Raw genomic sequence first — 16,315 nt, forward strand, 5'->3', positions numbered from 1 at the left:
TGAGGCCTGGGACCCCCTACTCCTCGTCGGCGGGCGCGGAGCAGTCGGAGGCGACGACGAAACGGGCCGTGCTGGTTGCTTCGATCAGCCGTCCGTCGAGCCAGTACCGTGCGGTGTACCCCGCTGACCGGTGCACCTCGCCGCCACCGACGGGCGCCACGGCGAAGAGCGCCGTGATGTCGGTTCCCGGATCGACCACCGTGCCGCGGACGTCGATGCGTCGGTTCCAGACCTCCGGGTCCGGCGGGTAGGCATCGCTGCCGAGGCTCGTCGTGCCCTCGATCGGAACCAGGTAACTCTCGCGGAGTTCGAGACCTTCGGGGTCGATCAGGTCGATCGAGTCCATGAGGACGGCAGCCCCGTTCGACGTCCGCACCACATCGCCGAAGGTGACCATCGCCGCGTCCGACTGGACACAGACTTCGTACCCGCCGCCGAGCGTCACAGGCGCCTCGCCCGCGCAGGCGGAGAGGCCGCCCGCGACAAGAACGCACGTGAGTGCGGCGATGGGGGTTCGACGGGCCATGCGCTCACCCCGGCACAGCGGCGGTCGACGCGCACCCAGGCGCTGATGTCAGCCGATGCGGGTGCGGAGGGCCTCGGCATCCGTCTCACCGTCGACCAGCACTGCGCGCGCGAGGTCACGGGCGTCCTCGACGTTCCAGAGCAGCACGCCGACGGGAGCGCCGGACTCGTCGCGGTAGTAGACGACCGTGCGGTCCGCGTCGAGGTCGACGACGAGGGGATCCTTCTCGGGATCGAGCGTGCCGACCGCCTCCCATCGGACGCCGAACACGGCCGAGTAGAAGTACGGCGTGTGCGTGTACGGCAGGCGCTCCCCCGCCATGGAGCGGCCGACCGCGGCACCCATCTCGTTCGCGTTGTCGACGTGCTCGACGCGCGTGCGGCCCAGGATCGGGTCGGGGTACGACGCGATGTCGCCCGCAGCCCAGATCGCGTCGTCGCTCGTGACGAGGTGCTCGTCGACGACGACGCCCTCATCGACGATGAGGCCCGCCTGCTCGGCGAGGTCGGTCACGGGGTCGACGCCGAGGCCGAGCACGACGATGTCCGCCGGCCGCTCGTCGCCGCCCTCGAGCACGACGTGCAGGCGGTTCCCCTCCGTCCGGACCTCTTCGACGCGCGCGTTCGGGCGGAGCTCGACCCCTCCGTCACGGAACAGCTGCTCGTAACGCCGGACGAGCTCGGGCGGGAACGTGCCGTCGCCGAGGGCCTCGGACGGGAACACCAGCTCGGTCTCGACGCCGTTCTGCACGAGCGCGGCCGCGATCTCGGCGCCGATGTAGCCGCCGCCGACCACGACGGCGCGACCGCCCTGCGCCGCGAGTTCGCGCAACCGTCGATAGTCGTCCGCCGAGCGGAAGAACAGCACGCGGTCGTCCTCCGGCGCCGGGATCTCGCGGGGCTTCGAGCCGGTCGCGAGCAGCAGGCGGCGGTAGCCGAGCTCGTGCCCCTCACCGATCGAGACCGTCTTCGCCTCGCGATCGATGGACGTGACGAGCGTCTCGAGCCGCAGCTCGGCGCCGGTCGCCTCCACGGTGCCGAGCGGAACCTGGTCCCACGTGAAATCCGGGTCGGTCCAGAGCTTCTTCGATAGGGCCGGTCGCGTGTACGGCGGGTCGATGTCCGCGCTGAGGATCCCGATCGTCCCGTCCGGATCCAGTTCCCGGATGCCGCGCGCCGCCGCATCCGCCACCATTCCGCCGCCGACGATCAGATAGTCGTAGGTCCTCATCGCATCGCTCCGCTCGGTTCGTTTGGGGCAACGGTAGGTGGGAGCGGTGGGATCGGCGGCGGGGTTGCGTGTGTGCGCGGGGGCGGTTAGGTGCGGCGCGGTTGCGTGCGTGGGCGGGGGTTCGCGCGGAGCGGTTAGGTGGCGCGGATTCGGAGATGTGCGTCGGATTCGGATCGCATGGGGTTGTCTATCCGAATCCGGCGACACCCTCCGATTCCGGTGCCTTCACCTTGAGTGGCGCGTGCCGTTGGGGCGGACCGAGTCGCTTTTCCCGCTCCCGCGAAGAATGAGAGGACTCTCATTCTTGGGATGTGGACATCATGTGATCTGGGCCGGTTTTGCCGGGGTGGATGTCGGAGGTCAGTGGCAGAGTGCAGGTATGACGGATGCGGCGGAAACCCCCGGTGGCGAGGACTATCTCGCTACCCTGGCGGGAATCGTCGCGGACGCGGGTGACGTCGCCGTCGAACTTGCGCGGGCGCAGGTCCGGGAGCTGCGGATGCTGGCCGCCGCCGGCCGTCTCGCCGAAGCGCAGACCGCGCAACGCAACGCCCGCGTGCAGGTCCACGACATGGCGTTGCGGTCGATCGCGGCGGAGGTCGGCGGAGTCATGCGGGTCACCGATCGGACCGTGCAACGGCGGATCGGTGAGGCGCGAACGATGATTGAAGGCTTCCCCGCGACGGTCGAGGCGTGGGAGCAAGGCCGGATCGTTCGGGGCCACGCGATCGCGATCGTCGAGACCGGGACGAGTCTGCCGGCAGAGATGTGGGCGGAGTTCGAACAGGTCGCGATCACCCGGTGCGAACGGGACACCCCCAACCGTGTGCGGGGAGAGTTGGAGATCCTCGCCCACCGGATGCACCCGCGCTCGTTCGCGGAACGGCACGAGAAAGCCGCCGCTGGGCGCTGCGTGCGGATCGTGCCGGGACGAGACGGGATGTCCGACGTCGTCGCAACCGTCCCGACGGTCATGGCCGAAGGGATCCACGACCGGCTCACGCAGCAGGCGCGAGCGATCATCGACACCCGCGACGAACGCGTCGCTGCGCGCGGCTGTGCGGGTGTCGCGTTCGGGGAAGCCGCCAGCGACGGCGACACTGACGGCGATCGCGACGACGACGCCGCCGCGATCATCGCCACCGACCAGCGCTCCATCGACCAGGTCCGGGCCGACGTGTTCGCCGACCTCCTCCTCGCGGGAACACCCGCCCTCGACGACACCCGCGACACCACCGCCGGACCCCTCGGTGCCATCCGCGCGCGTGTGCAGGTCCTCGTCCCCGCCTCAACACTCACCGGAGAAGACAACGGGCCGTGCGACCTCACCGGGCGCTCCCCCATCGACCCCGCGACCGCCCGAATCCTCGCGGGCGACACCGGGATGTGGGAACGGCTCTTTCACGACCCCACCACCGGGGTCACCGTGTCGACCGATTCGTACCGGGTCCCCTCCGGGATGCGACGGTTCCTGCAAGCCCGCGATCAGCACTGCCGGTTCCCCGGATGCCGCGTCGCAGCCATCCGCTGCGAGGTCGATCACACCCACGACTATGCGCTCGGCGGACGAACGGAACTCTCGAACCTGGCTCACCTGTGCCAACGGCACCATTCGATGAAGCAGTTCACCGCGTGGAGGGTGCGACAACTGAAGGGTGGCGTCCTGGAATGGACCTCACCCCTCGGCAGGATCTACAGAGAAGACGCACCCACCCCGGCCGTCGCCTTCACCCCTGCCGCACCACCATCACCACCATCCGCACCAGCGGAACCCGCACCTTTCTGATGTGACTATCGGGCGCGCCAAGACGCCGTGCGCGTGCGAGCGCCAGTCGAGTGCCGCACCCTCAACGCCGGCGAGCCCGCACGCTCCCGGCACAACACATCTCGCCCCCGAACGTCGGCGAGCCCGCACGCTCGAAGCCACCCCGCCGACCGGGCCGACCTACTCCGCGCCGAGCCCCGCCGCCTTCTCCCGCAGCACCGCCTGCTGCACCGTGTTCGCGGTCAGCTCCGCTGCTGCCAGCAACTCGGCCCGGCCCGCATGATCAGCATGTGCTTCATGGTTGTGTCCTGAGTGTCCGGGGGACGCGATCTCGTCGAGAAATCCTTTCGCTCTAACGTGGAGGTGTGCGTGCCACCGCGAGTCCCCGACGAACCGTCGTCCTGATCGTCGCGCTCAGCCTCATCGCGGCGGCGACCCTCGCCTACGGTCTCCGCGTCGCCCGGCTCGTGGTCCTCGCCGACGAAGGCGATGTGCCCCCGGCATCCGCCCTCACCCTCCCGGCCGACGTCACCGTGTCATCGGACACGATCGGATGCGGCAGCGGCGGCTGCTCGCGCACGCTCACCCTCACCCCCGCCGACGGAACAACCCCCGAGGCACTCGCCGACGAGCTCGGGACCACTCCGCAGCAGCTCATCCCCGGCACCTTCGTCGACCCGCGCACCGTCTCGGCGTTCGGGACGGTCGGCGACGGCGAGCTCGTCGTCGTCCTCGACTACTCGTCGACGCCGTACGTGCCCTGACGTGTCACCCCGTCCGCGAGCACCGACCTACGCGGCTCGACCACGGCCGCCACGATCGCCTCGATCGCGAACTCCGACGCGCGGCCGAGGTCCACCGCCGTCGGGTCGAGCAGCCACTGGATCTGCAGCCCGTCCATCACCGCGAGGATCGCGGCCGAGCCGTGCGCGATCGACCCCGGCTCGGTGATGCCGCGCTCCTGGCAGATGCGCTCGAACGCCTCGCGCAGATCCTTGCGCAGCACCGAGTACCGGTGCTCGAAGTACGACCGCCCGGGGTGGTCGTCGGTGACCGACTCCGCCGACAGCACCGCGTAGGCCTGCACGATCCCCGCCCGGCGCATGTTCATCATCGCCGTGTGCACGAGGTGGCGGAACAGCTCCATCCCGCCCGGGATCCGCCCGCCGTCCAGGTCGACGACATCCGTCTGATCACGGTGCTCGAGCACTTCGAGGAGCAGCTGATCCTTCGACCCGAAGTGATGCAGGATGCCGGCGTGCGTCATGCCGACCTGGTCGGCGATGTCCTGCAGGGTGCCGTTCGCGAAGCCCTTGGACCCGAAGATCTCCTGGGCCGCGTCGAGGATCTCCCGACGACGGACGAGCGTCGCCGGGCGCGACTTCGTCTGGTGCCGACTTTCGGCCATGATCCGCCTTCTTCTCCTCGCTGCGGATCAGATCTTACGCAGATCCCGGCGCCCGCATCATCCGAGGTTGTGAACTTACTTACTTGATTGTAAGTTTTCCCATGCAATCACACTCAGCGCCGAGTGGCACTCCTTCGGAGGTCTGTATGCGGCGCCGGGACCCACAGATGAAGGAGAAGCAATGAGGCTGAAGACCTCCCTCGCCGCCGCCGGTCTCACCGCGGCACTCATCCTCACCGGCTGCGCCGCCGGTGGCGGAGACACCAACGGCAACTCGGGCAACGGCACCGGAGCCGCGCTGACGATCGCGAAGCCCGACGGCGCCATCACGACCGAATCGCACAACCCCTACCTCGGCGACTCGTCCGCGTCGAAGTACGGCTACGGCAAGGTCATCTTCGAGCCCCTCGCCCTCGTCAACCCGACCGGCGACCTGGGCACCACCCCGTGGCTCGCCGAGACGGTCGAGTGGAACGACGACTACACGCAGCTCACCGTCACGCCCCGCAGCGGCGTGACGTGGAGCGACGGTGAGGACTTCACCGCAGACGACATCGTCTTCACCTTCACCCAGTACCTCAGCGGCAAGCTCACCGACACCGGTGCCCTCGGCGTCACGGACGTGCAGGCAGACGGCGACACCGTCGTGATCAGCTTCGGCACGTCGAAGTTCACCGCCCAGGGCCGCGTCCTGCACACCCCGATCGTGCCGGAGCACATCTGGAAGGACATCGCCGACCCCAACACCGACCCCCTCACCGACGAGGGCAAGGCTGTCGGCACCGGTCCGTACGTGCTCTCCAACTGGTCGACCGAGTCCGTCTCGCTGACCGCCAACCCCGACTACTGGGGCGGCGACCTCGCCGTGCCGCAGCTCAACTACGTCTCCTACGGCGACAATGCAGCCCTCACGACCGCGCTCGCGACCGGTGACGCCGACTGGGCGCAGGCATTCATCCCGCAGATCCAGCAGAGCTACCTCGACGCCGACCCCGACAACGTGTTCCTCGTGTCCCCGACCCCGGGCGCCGGCACGCTGTTCATGAACCTGCAGCGCAAGCCGTTCAACGACCCCGCCCTCCGCGAGGCCCTCGCGTGGACGATCGACCGTCAGGCCTACGTCGACATCGCCCGCGAAGGCGCGAGTGAGGCGATCTGGAACAAGACCGGCCTCAGCTCCGTGCTCGAGAGCGAGATCATCGACGAGTACAAGGACGACAACTACTCGGTCGACGTCGACAAGGCCAAGGAGGTCCTCGAGGACGCCGGCTACACCTGGAACAGCGGTGCGCTGACCGACCCCGACGGTGAGCCCGTCGAGTTCTCGATCTCCGTCCCCGCCGGCTGGAGCGACTGGAACACCGAACAGGCCCTCATCTCCGAGGAGCTCGACAAGGCGCTCGGCATCAAGGTCAACGTCGACCAGCCCGACTGGGGCGGCTGGGACGCCGCCCGCCAGGAAGGCGACTTCGACGCGATCATCCACTGGCTCGAGGACACCGGCAACGCGTACGGCCTGTACACGTCGACGATGGACCCGAAGTGGATCGTCGACGACAAGGCGTCGTTCAACTTCGGCCGCTTCGACGACCCGAAGGTGACCGAGGCGCTGAACACGTACGCCAACGCGAGCTCCGACGAGGACCGCGCCGGTGCCAGCGCCGTGCTGCAGAAGGCGTTCGTCGAGAACGTCCCGGCGATCCCGCTCGGTGCGCACCCGCTCCTCGGCGAGTTCAACACGCGCAACTACGTCGGCTGGCCGTCGGAGGACGACCAGTACGCCGCGGGTGACCCGACGCAGGCCGGTGTCGTTCAGATCCTGACGAAGCTGAAGCCCAAAGAGTAATCCGACCGAGTGACGGGGTGGATGCCGCTGGCCCGGCGGCATCCACCCCACCACCCCTGCCACCCCACGAAAGCGAGCACGCACCGATGCGCGATTCGTTACTGTCCGTCGACGACTTCTCCGTCGTCTACGACGTCGACCCCCCGGTCGAAGCCGTCAAGAACGTCAGCCTCGACCTGCGCCGCGGCGAGATCCTCGGCCTCGCAGGCGAGAGCGGATGCGGCAAGACGACCCTCGCCTACGGTGTGCAGCGCCTGCTCAAGGCGCCCGCCGTCATCTCGAGCGGGTTCGTCACCTTCCGCGACGTGTCCGGCGAGGACATCGACGTCAACTCGCTCGACGCCGAGCAGATGCGCCGCTTCCGCTGGGACAAGATCTCCATGGTCTTCCAGGGCGCGATGAACGCCCTCAACCCCGTCGCGACGATCGGCTCCCAGCTCGCCGACGTCTTCGAGGTGCACCGCCCCGACATGAACCGCGCCGCGCGGCGCGAAGCCGTGGACGAGCTCCTCGAGATCGTCAAGGTCGGCGCCGCCCGCCGCCGCTCCTTCCCCCACGAACTCTCCGGCGGCATGCGCCAGCGCGTCATGATCGCGATGGCGCTCGCGCTCCGGCCGCAGCTGATGGTCATGGACGAGCCGACGACCGCGCTCGACGTCCTCGTCCAGCGCGAGATCCTCAAGCAGATCTCGCAGCTGCGCCACGAGTTCGGCTTCTCCGTCATCTTCATCACGCACGACCTGCCGCTGCTCCTGGAGATCAGCGACCGCATCGCCATCATGCGCGAGGGCGAGATCGTCGAGATCGACACCGCCGAGCGCATCTGGCGCAACCCGCAGCACGAGTACACCCGCACCCTGCTGTCCTCGTTCCCGCGCCTCACTGGTGAAAGGGGGGTCGTCGTCCGATGACCACACTCGAATTCGACGGCGTCACGAAGGTGTACCAGGTCCGTGGAGCCGGCCAGATGAAGGCCCTCGACGACGTGTCGTTCACCCTGACGTCCGGTCAGACGATCGGCCTCGTCGGCCAGTCCGGCAGCGGTAAGTCGACGATCGCCAAGATCCTCACGCAGCTCGAGACGCCCACGAGCGGCGAGGTCCGCCTCGACGGCGCCCCCATCCCCCGCCGAGGCAAGGGTCTGCGCGCGTACCGGCAGCAGCTGCGCATGGTGTTCCAGGACCCGTTCGCCTCGCTGAACCCGTACCACTCCATCCGTCACCACGTCGAGCGCCCGCTGCGCCTGGACAACGTGGTCCCGAAGCGCGAGGTCGAGGACGAGGTGCGCCGCCTGCTCGAGCGCGTGCGACTCGACCCCGACTCGGTCATCGACCGCCGCCCGCACGAGCTGTCGGGCGGACAGCGGCAACGCGTCGCGATCGCCCGGGCCCTGGCATCCCGCCCCCGCCTGCTCGTCGCCGACGAGCCCGTCTCGATGCTCGACGTCTCGATCCGCATGGGCGTGCTGAACCTCCTCGCCGACCTGCAGCGCGAAGAGGGCCTCGGCGTGCTCTACATCACGCACGACCTCGCGACCGCGCGGCACTTCAGCGACGAGATCCTCGTCCTCAACCAGGGCCGCGTCGTCGAGAGCGGCACCGCGGACGACGTCATCCTGCGCCCGCAGAACCCCTACACGCAGGAGCTCCGCGCTGCCTCGCCCGACCCCGAGAGCCACTTCGCGTCGACTCCCGGCTTCTCCGGAGGTGCCCGATGACCGCCGTCGAACCCCAGCTGCCCGTCGAGACGTCCGACGCGCTCGAGGTCGGCACGACCGCCACGACCGCCGTCAAGGGACGCTCCCGCATCCCGTGGCGCTTCCTCGGCAGTCGCGCGCTGTTCTACCTGTTCACGCTGTGGGCCGCGATCACGATCAACTTCTTCCTGCCCCGGTTCATGAAGGGCGACGCGGTCGACCAGTACCTCGCCCGCAACCGCAACGTCACCCCCGAAGCGGCCGACGCCCTGCGCGCCCTGCTCGGCATCGACACCGACAAGTCCCTGTGGCAGCAGTACCTCGACTACTGGGGCCTCATGCTGCGCGGCGACCTCGGCGTCTCGCTGCTGCACGGCCTGCGCCCCGTCACCGAGGTCATCAGCCAGTCCCTGCCGTGGACCGTCGGTCTCGTCGGCTTCGCCACGATCGTCTCGTTCCTCATCGGCACGATCGGCGGCGCCATCATCGGCTGGCGTCGCGGCAGCCGCGCCGAGGTAATGATCCCGATCACGACGTTCCTCAGCACCATCCCGTACTTCTGGCTGGGCCTGCTCGCCATCGCGCTCTTCTCGGTGAACCTCAAGTGGTTCCCGATCGGCAAGGCCTACGGCGTCGGCTACTCGCCCGAGTTCACCCCCGAGTTCATCGGACAGGTGATCCACCACGGCACCCTGCCCGCCGTGACCATCATCATCGCCTCTCTCGGCGGCTGGATGCTCGGCATGCGCAACATGATGCTCACGGTCCTCGACGAGGACTACATCACGGTCGCGCAGGCCAAGGGGATGCCGAACTCGCGCGTCCTCTGGCGGTACGCCGCGCGCAACGCAGTGCTGCCCCAGATCCAGAGCTTCGCGCTGTCGATCGGCTTCATCGTCGGCGGCACGATCGTCATGGAGATGGTCTTCAGCTACCCCGGCGTCGGCAAGCTGCTGCTGGACGCCACCAACGCGAAGGACTACGCGCTCATGCAGGGCGTCTTCCTCGTGATCACGCTCTCGGTGCTCGTCGCGAACATCCTCGCCGACGTCGCCTACGCGTTCCTCGACCCGCGCACCCGCCAGACGGAGGCCTGACATGACCACGACCGCCACCATCCGGATGGCCCGTACCGAGGACCCGACGCCCAACACGTTCTGGGCCCGCCTGGGGTCGGCGTTCGCGATGTTCCGCAACGCGAAGTCGATCACGGGTCTCGCGATCCTCGGCTTCTTCGTCCTCATCGCGATCTTCGCCGACGTCCTCGCGCCGTACCCGCCCACCCAGGTCGACAACACGGCCCGGTTCCAGCCGCCGTCCGCCGCGCACTGGCTCGGCACAACCCACATCGGCGAGGACGTCCTCAGCCAGGTCATCCACGGCACCCGCGGCGTCATCGTCGTCGGCTTCCTCGCCGCCATCATCGCGACGATCATCGCGATCGTGGTCGGCGTGGTGTCGGGCTACGTCCGCGGCTGGAAGAGCGAGGGGCTGTCTGCCCTGACGAACGTATTCCTCGTCATCCCGGGTCTGCCGCTCATCATCATCGTGGCGTCGATGTTCGAGGAGCCGCCGCTCGTCCTCATCGCCGCGGTCCTCGGGATCACCGGCTGGGCGTGGGGCGCCCGCGTCCTGCGCGCGCAGACGATGTCGCTCCGCAACCGCGACTTCATCCAGGCCGCCCGAGCGAACGGCGAGCCGCTGCGCCGCATCATCGCCGTCGAGATGCTCCCGAACCTCATGGCTCTCATCGCCGCGAGCTTCGTCGGCACCGTGACCGCCGCGATCCTCGGCCTCACGACGCTCTCGTACATCGGCGTCATCCCGGTCAACACCTACAACTGGGGCACGATCCTCAACTGGGCCAGCGCGCAGGGTGCGTTCCGGCAGAACCAGTGGTGGTGGTACCTGCCTCCGGGCCTGTGCATCGCCGCGATCGGCGTCGCGCTGTCGCTCATCAACTTCGGCATCGACGAGTACGTGAACCCCCGTCTGCGCTCGGCGGGCGAGCGCGCCCGCGCCATGAAGAAGAAGGGGCTCGACGTCAACGACGCCGTCACGGTCGTCCGCGCACCCGCCTCGACGCACCGCACCACCTCGAAGGACAGCACCGCATGACCGTCGTCGACCTGCCCACCGCCCCCTACCTCGACCCCGCACGGACGGTCGAGGAGCGGGTCGCCGACCTGCTCGGGCGCATGACGCTCCCCGAGAAGGTCGGCCAGATGATGCAGTTCGACGCCCGCGAGGACCTCGAGCACATCGTGCACGAACGCCACGCCGGCTCGATCCTGCACACGTCGCCCGAGAAGGTGCTCCGCGCCGCCGAGCTCACGGCGCAGACACGCCTGCGCATCCCGCTGCTGGTGGCCGAGGATTGCATCCACGGGCACTCCTTCTGGGAAGGGGCGACCATCTTCCCGACCCAGCTCGGGATGGCCTCGACGTGGGACGCCGAGCTCGTCGAGCAGGTCGCGAAGGCGACCGCCGCGGAGGTGGCGGCCACCGGCATCCACTGGACCTTCTCGCCCGTCCTCTGCATCGCGCGCGACCTGCGCTGGGGCCGTGTGAACGAGACGTTCGGCGAGGACCCGTTCCTCATCGGCGAACTCGCCTCGGCGATGGTGCGCGGGTACCAGGGCGACGGCCTCGACGACCCCGACGCGATCCTCGCGACGGCGAAGCACTTCGCCGGGTACTCCGAGACCCAGGGCGGGCGCGACGCGAGCGAGGCCGACATCTCGCGCCGCAAGCTGCGCTCGTGGTTCCTGCCGCCGTTCGAACGCGTCGCGAAGGAGGGATGCCGCACCTTCATGCTCGGCTACCAGACCACCGACGGCGTGCCGATCACCGTCAACGACTGGCTGCTGAGCGACGTCCTCCGCGGCGAGTGGGGCTACACCGGCACCCTCATCACCGACTGGGACAACGTCGGCCGCATGGTGTGGGAGCAGAAGGTGCAGCCCGACTTCGTCCACGCTGCGGCCGCCGCCGTGAAGGCCGGCAACGACATGGTCATGACCACGCCGGGGTTCTTCTCCGGCGCGCTCGAGGCCGTCGAACGCGGGATGCTGACCGAGGCCCACATCGATCAGGCCGTCGCGCGCATCCTGTCGCTCAAGTTCCGCTTCGGTCTGTTCGAGAACCCCCGCCTGCCCGACCGCGAGCGCATCGCCGCGATCGTCGCCCGCAGCGCCCACACCGACCTCAACCTCGAAGTGACCCGCCGCTCGCTCGTGCTGCTGCGCAACGACGGCACCCTGCCGCTGGCCGCCGGCACCCGCCGGATCGCCGTCGTCGGCCCCCTCGCCGACGACGCGCAGACCCAGCTGGGCGACTGGGCCGGGTCCTCCGGACAGGTCGATTGGATGCCGGACGGCCACCCGCGTGCCCAGATCACGACGGTCCTCGACGGGCTGCGCGAGCGCTCGGGCGGGGCGGTCGAGTACGCGCGGGGCGCCGACATCCTGCGCCTGACCGACGACCCCGCCGGCACGTTCCCCGACGGGCAGCCGCGCCCGCCCATCGTCGTCCCGAGCGACCCCGACGAGGAGCGGATCGCCGAGGCGGTCGCCCTCGCCGAGCGCTCCGACGTCGTCGTCGCCGTCGTCGGCGACCGGATCGAGCTCGTCGGCGAGGGCCGGTCGACCGCGACCCTCGAGCTCATCGGCGGGCAGCGCGCACTCCTCGACGCCCTCGCGGCGACGGGCACGCCGCTCGTCGTCGTGCTCATGGCGTCGAAGCCGCTCATCCTGCCGGCGTCGGTGCGCGAGGCATCCGTCGTCTGGGTCGCGAACCCCGGCATGCAGGGCGGTCGCGCGATCGCCGAGTTGCTGCTCGGCGAGATCGAACCCGCCGGACGCCTGCCGATCTCGTTCGCCCGTCACGCCGGCCAGCAGCCGACGTACTACAACCAGATCCGCGGCCAGCACGGCGACCGCTACGCCGACCTCACCCAGGAACCGGCGTTCGCGTTCGGCGACGGCCTCTCGTACACGGCCGTCGAGTACGACGAGCCCGAGATCTTGACGCCCGTGGTCTCCGCCGGGGACACCGTCCGCGCCCGCGTGACCGTCCGCAACACGGGCACGCGCCCCGGGCACGAGGTCGTCCAGGTCTACGTGCGCGACACCGTGACCTCGGTCAGCTGGGCCGACAAGGAGCTGAAGACGTACCGCCACGTCGACCTCGCCCCGGGGGCTGCGGCGACGGTGGAGATCGAGCTGCCGGCGTCCGACTGCACGATCGTGGATGCGGCCGGCCGCCGCATCGTGGAACCCGGGGAGTTCGAACTCCTCATCGGGCCGTCGTCCCGCGACGAGGTGCTGCGGGCGGTCTCGTTCGAGATCCGCTGACACGACGGAACAGCGAGGGGCGGGTGCGTGGTGTCACCCGCCCCTCGCTCGCGTCCCGTGCCCCGCGCTTCAGCGGGAATCTGCGCTCCAGCGGACATTCGGCGTCGGTTCAACCGCTGGAACGCGGATCGCCGCCGTTACGACGAGCCGATCGCACCCCGGCGCCGCCGGGCGACCTACGTCAACCCCGTCATCGCGATGCCCTGCACGAAGTAGCGCTGCAGGAACAGGAACAGGAACAGCAGCAGGATCGGCGTGACGACGAGGACCGACCCCGCCATCAGCAGCCCGTAGTACGTGCCGTTCGACCCCGACCGAGTAGAGCGACAGCGAGATCCCGACCTTCCTCGCCTACGGCCTCGAGAAGCGCCTGGACAAGCGGCGGAAGAACCCGATGTTCGGCAAGGGCGCGATCCGCGGCCTCGCCGCCCCCGAGGCCGCCGGCAACTCGACCACCGGGACGGCGATGGGCGCCCTGTTGGCGCTCGGCCTGCCGATCTCGGCGACCGCCGCGATCATGCTCGCCACCTGTACGCCGGCATCACGGTCTTCTGCGGACTCGGGATCTACGCCACGTCGGGCTCGACCTTCGACCTCGTGATGCTGCTCGGCATCGGCATCCTCGGCTTCCTCCTGCGGGCGCTCGACTTCCCGCTCGGCGCTAGATGCGGCGGGGCCTTCGTCATGTGATCGTCAGGGCGTCGGCATCCCGCCGTTGACGTTGAGGGTCTCGCCGAGCACGTAGCTCGACTCCGGCGACGCCAGGAACACGTACGCCGGGGCGAGCTCCGCGGGCTGTCCCATGCGTCCGAGCGGGGTGTCCTCGCCGAACTGCTCGAGCTTCTCGGGCGGCTGCCCGTCCGTCACCTGCAGCGGCGTCCAGATCGGTCCCGGAGCGACCGCGTTGACGCGGATGCCCTTGGGCGCGAGCTGCTGGGCGAGCGCCTTCGTGAACGCGTTGATCGTCGCCTTCGTCGAGGCGTAGTCGACGAGCGTCTCGGACGGCGAGTACGCCTGGATCGAGGTCGTGTTGATGATCGTCGATCCCGCGGGGAGGTGGGGCACCGCCGCCTTCGTGATCCAGAACATCGCATCGACGTTGGTCGTGAACGTGTGGTCGAACTGCTCGTCGGGAAGCTCGGTGATGTCCTCGCTGTAGATCTGCTTGCCGCCGTTGTTGACGAGGATGTCGAGACCGCCGAGGCCCTCGACCGTCTGCGCGACGAGGCCGACGCAGTACTCCTTGTCCTTCAGGTCGCCCGGCAGGGTGAGGACGGTCGCGCCGGCCTCGCGGAGAATGCCGGCGATCCGCTGCGCGTCCTCCTCCTCTTCGGGCAGGTACGACAGGGCGACGTCGGCACCCTCGCGCGCGAACGCGATCGCCGTCGCCGCACCGATGCCCGAGTCGCCGCCGGTGATGAGGGCCTTGCGCCCCGTCAGCCGGCCGGTGCCGCGGTAGGTGTCCTCGCCGAGGTCGGCCTGCGGAGCGAGGTCGGCGTCGAGGCCGGGCTCCTCCTGGTGGCCCTTGCGGGGTTCGATCTCGGAGTAGAGCTCCACCGGGTTCGTGAACGTGTACTGGTCGCGTGCCATCGTGCTCTCCTTCTTCGTGGTGGTCGTGGTGCGGTCGGTGAGGGTCAGCGGCCGTCGGCGTCGTCGCCGACCAGCTCGCGGATCGTCAGGGCTGCGCGGATGAGCGCCAGGTGGCTGAGCGCCTGCGGCAGGTTGCCGAGGAACGCGCCGTCGTCGGGGTCGATCATCTCGGCGAACATGCCGACGTCGTTGCCCGAGGCGACGAGCTCGTTCATCGCGGCGATGCCTTCGTCGTGGCGGCCGACGCACACGAGCGCGGCGGCGCGCCAGAAGCCGCACGCGACGAAGGTCGCCTCCTCCTCGCGCATGCCCGTGTAGCGGAAGAGGTGCGGCCCCTCGCCGAGCTCTCCCGAGAGCGCGTCGATCGTGCGCGACATCCGCTCACCGCGGTCGAAGCCGCTCAGCGAATGCAGCAGGACGGAGGCGTCGAGGTCGCGGCTGCCCTGGGCCATGACATACGCGCCGCGGGACTCCGACCAGCCGTGCTCGTCGACCCAGTCACGCACGAGCTCCGCCTCGGCCGCCCACCGCTCGCTGCTGCCCGGGATCTGCTCGAGCTCGGCGAGCCGCACTGCGTCGTTGAGCGCCTGCCAGCATCCCATCTTCGACGAGACGTAGTGCCGCTCCTCGGGCAGCTCCCACATGCCCGAGTCGGGGTTCCGCCACGAATCGCACACCTTGTCGGCGTACATCGACAGCATGCGTCCGGTCTGGACGTCGAGGGCGTTCCCCGCCTCGACGTAGGCCCGGCAGATCGCGAACAGGTCGCCGTAGACGCCCAGCTGCACCTGCTCGCGGGCGGGGTTTCCGGTCACAACCGGGCCGATCCCGCGCCACCCGGGCACGTCGTACTCGGTGACGTGGCCGTCGAGCTCGCCGTCGAGGGTGTACATGACGTGCAGCTCCGGCCCGTGCCGGCGGATCGTCCGCAGCAGCCACGAGATGGCGGCGTGCGTCTCTTCGCGCAGCCCGAACCCGACGAGGGCGTCGAGCGTGTACGCGAGGTCGCGCACCCAGGCGAGTCGGTAATCCCAGTTCTTGCCCCCGGCGAGGTTCTCGGGGAGCGACGTCGTCGCGGCCGCCGCGATCGCACCGGTCGGGCTGTGGATGAGGAGCTTCAGCATGAGCGCGCTCCGCTGCACGTCGGTCGCCCACGGACCGTCGTACGAGAACTCGCGCGACCAGGCGCGCCAGGCCTCGATGGTGCGGTCGATGCCGCGGTCGACGTTGTCGGGGTCCGGGAAGTGGATCGGCTCGTCATGCGTGCCGACGACGATGAGCAGGTGCCGGCCGCCCTTCGTGGCCGTGAAGCCGCCCGCGAGTCCCGTCGCGATGCCGTCGGCGGATGCCGCGGGTTCCGGCCCGTGGTCGCGGCCGGTCACGCCGATCGTCGTGAGTCCCGAACGCAGGATGCTGCGGCCGTTCGCCCGGTCGTGCCACGGCGCTGCCGTCTTCAGCGACGTGCCGGGCTGGACGCGCCAGCGGAACGCCACCACACCCTCCACCCCGTCGACGCGGCGGGCGAGCTCCGCCCACGGCAGCCGCCCCGCCACACCCGTCACGAGCGCGTCGGTCACGGTCGCCGTCCCCGACGCGGTACGGAAGGTCGTCACGAGGACGTTGGTCCGCGGCAGGTAGCGGCGGCGGACGTCGTACTCCTCCACCGGTTCGAGCTCGATGCACCCACCGGCGTCGTCGTCGAGCAGTCGCCCGAAGATCGGCAGGTCGTCGATGCCGGGCAGCGGCATCCAATCGATCTGACCGCGCAGCCCGATGAGCGCGACCGTGCGGCCGTCACCGATCGGCGCGTAGCTGCGCAGATCCTGACCGGGAGCGGCGTCGTCGTGAGGGGGCATGACCCGAGTCTTCCCGGGGCGCCGACCGAGCGGATGCCGGTTG

The 16,315-nt window shown here is 69.6% G+C and carries 13 protein-coding genes and 2 pseudogenes; 9 read left to right on the plus strand and 6 right to left on the minus strand.

Going from position 1 to position 16,315, the window contains the following annotated elements; genetic code table 11:
- Positions 1-16 precede the first annotated feature (16 nt).
- Together ACPEH2_RS11920 and ACPEH2_RS11925 are read right to left on the minus strand one after the other, a co-directional pair.
- On the minus strand, positions 17-526 hold the full coding sequence (locus ACPEH2_RS11920) for a hypothetical protein (protein WP_423718801.1): 510 nt from the start codon (positions 524-526) through the stop codon (positions 17-19).
- A gap of 48 nt (positions 527-574) precedes the next feature.
- Positions 575-1,756 (minus strand): NAD(P)/FAD-dependent oxidoreductase, encoded by a 1,182-nt coding sequence (locus ACPEH2_RS11925; RefSeq protein WP_423718802.1) that lies wholly within the window; start codon positions 1,754-1,756, stop codon positions 575-577.
- A 379-nt stretch (positions 1,757-2,135) separates the two neighbouring features.
- Between ACPEH2_RS11925 and ACPEH2_RS11930 the strand changes: the two genes are divergently transcribed.
- Both ACPEH2_RS11930 and ACPEH2_RS11935 read left to right on the plus strand, forming a co-directional pair.
- Positions 2,136-3,542: an HNH endonuclease signature motif containing protein gene (locus ACPEH2_RS11930; protein ID WP_359919401.1), complete on the plus strand. Its 1,407-nt coding sequence runs from the start codon at positions 2,136-2,138 to the stop codon at positions 3,540-3,542.
- 344 nt (positions 3,543-3,886) lie between these two features.
- The gene (locus ACPEH2_RS11935; protein ID WP_359919402.1) at positions 3,887-4,285 is read left to right on the plus strand and encodes a hypothetical protein; all 399 of its coding nucleotides are present in this window, start codon (positions 3,887-3,889) and stop codon (positions 4,283-4,285) included.
- Here ACPEH2_RS11935 and ACPEH2_RS11940 read toward each other — a convergent pair.
- The gene (locus ACPEH2_RS11940; protein WP_359919404.1) at positions 4,258-4,929 is read right to left on the minus strand and encodes a TetR/AcrR family transcriptional regulator; all 672 of its coding nucleotides are present in this window, start codon (positions 4,927-4,929) and stop codon (positions 4,258-4,260) included. The genes ACPEH2_RS11935 and ACPEH2_RS11940 overlap by 28 nt on opposite strands.
- Before the next feature lie 181 nt (positions 4,930-5,110).
- Here ACPEH2_RS11940 and ACPEH2_RS11945 point away from each other — a divergent pair, with 181 nt between their 5' ends.
- The 6 genes from ACPEH2_RS11945 (at position 5,111) to ACPEH2_RS11970 (ending at position 12,826) form a co-directional block, all read left to right on the plus strand.
- On the plus strand, positions 5,111-6,775 hold the full coding sequence (locus ACPEH2_RS11945) for an ABC transporter substrate-binding protein (RefSeq protein WP_423718803.1): 1,665 nt from the start codon (positions 5,111-5,113) through the stop codon (positions 6,773-6,775).
- A gap of 86 nt (positions 6,776-6,861) precedes the next feature.
- Complete coding sequence (locus ACPEH2_RS11950) at positions 6,862-7,686, plus strand: ABC transporter ATP-binding protein (RefSeq protein WP_359919407.1); 825 nt, start codon at positions 6,862-6,864, stop codon at positions 7,684-7,686.
- Complete coding sequence (locus ACPEH2_RS11955; RefSeq protein WP_359919409.1) at positions 7,683-8,492, plus strand: ABC transporter ATP-binding protein; 810 nt, start codon at positions 7,683-7,685, stop codon at positions 8,490-8,492. The genes ACPEH2_RS11950 and ACPEH2_RS11955 overlap by 4 nt, the downstream gene beginning before the upstream one ends.
- Entirely contained in the window at positions 8,489-9,568 is a 1,080-nt protein-coding gene (locus ACPEH2_RS11960) for an ABC transporter permease (RefSeq protein WP_359919410.1), read from the plus strand. The genes ACPEH2_RS11955 and ACPEH2_RS11960 overlap by 4 nt, the downstream gene beginning before the upstream one ends.
- 1 nt (position 9,569) lies before the next feature.
- Positions 9,570-10,589 (plus strand): ABC transporter permease, encoded by a 1,020-nt coding sequence (locus tag ACPEH2_RS11965; RefSeq protein WP_423718804.1) that lies wholly within the window; start codon positions 9,570-9,572, stop codon positions 10,587-10,589.
- Entirely contained in the window at positions 10,586-12,826 is a 2,241-nt protein-coding gene (locus ACPEH2_RS11970) for a glycoside hydrolase family 3 N-terminal domain-containing protein (protein ID WP_423718805.1), read from the plus strand. Before ACPEH2_RS11965 ends, ACPEH2_RS11970 begins: the two co-directional genes overlap by 4 nt.
- A 176-nt stretch (positions 12,827-13,002) precedes the next feature.
- On the opposite strand, the pseudogene ACPEH2_RS11975 reads toward ACPEH2_RS11970, so the two are convergent.
- Positions 13,003-13,162: pseudogene (locus ACPEH2_RS11975) on the minus strand (carbohydrate ABC transporter permease); the annotation flags it as partial.
- On the opposite strand from ACPEH2_RS11975, the pseudogene ACPEH2_RS11980 reads away from it, so the two are divergent.
- Positions 13,155-13,483 (plus strand): annotated as a pseudogene (locus ACPEH2_RS11980) (tripartite tricarboxylate transporter permease); the annotation flags it as partial. The pseudogenes ACPEH2_RS11975 and ACPEH2_RS11980 overlap by 8 nt on opposite strands.
- Positions 13,484-13,519: 36 nt before the next feature.
- On the opposite strand, the gene ACPEH2_RS11985 reads toward ACPEH2_RS11980, so the two are convergent.
- Complete coding sequence (locus ACPEH2_RS11985) at positions 13,520-14,416, minus strand: SDR family oxidoreductase (protein WP_217530926.1); 897 nt, start codon at positions 14,414-14,416, stop codon at positions 13,520-13,522.
- A gap of 44 nt (positions 14,417-14,460) precedes the next feature.
- Positions 14,461-16,272, minus strand: a complete 1,812-nt coding sequence (locus tag ACPEH2_RS11990; protein WP_423718806.1) for a glycoside hydrolase family 15 protein — start codon at positions 16,270-16,272, stop codon at positions 14,461-14,463.
- Positions 16,273-16,315 lie beyond the last annotated feature (43 nt).

Source organism: Microbacterium sp. NPDC064942 (genome assembly GCF_049545525.1).
Lineage (GTDB): Bacteria > Actinomycetota > Actinomycetes > Actinomycetales > Microbacteriaceae > Microbacterium > Microbacterium gawkjiense.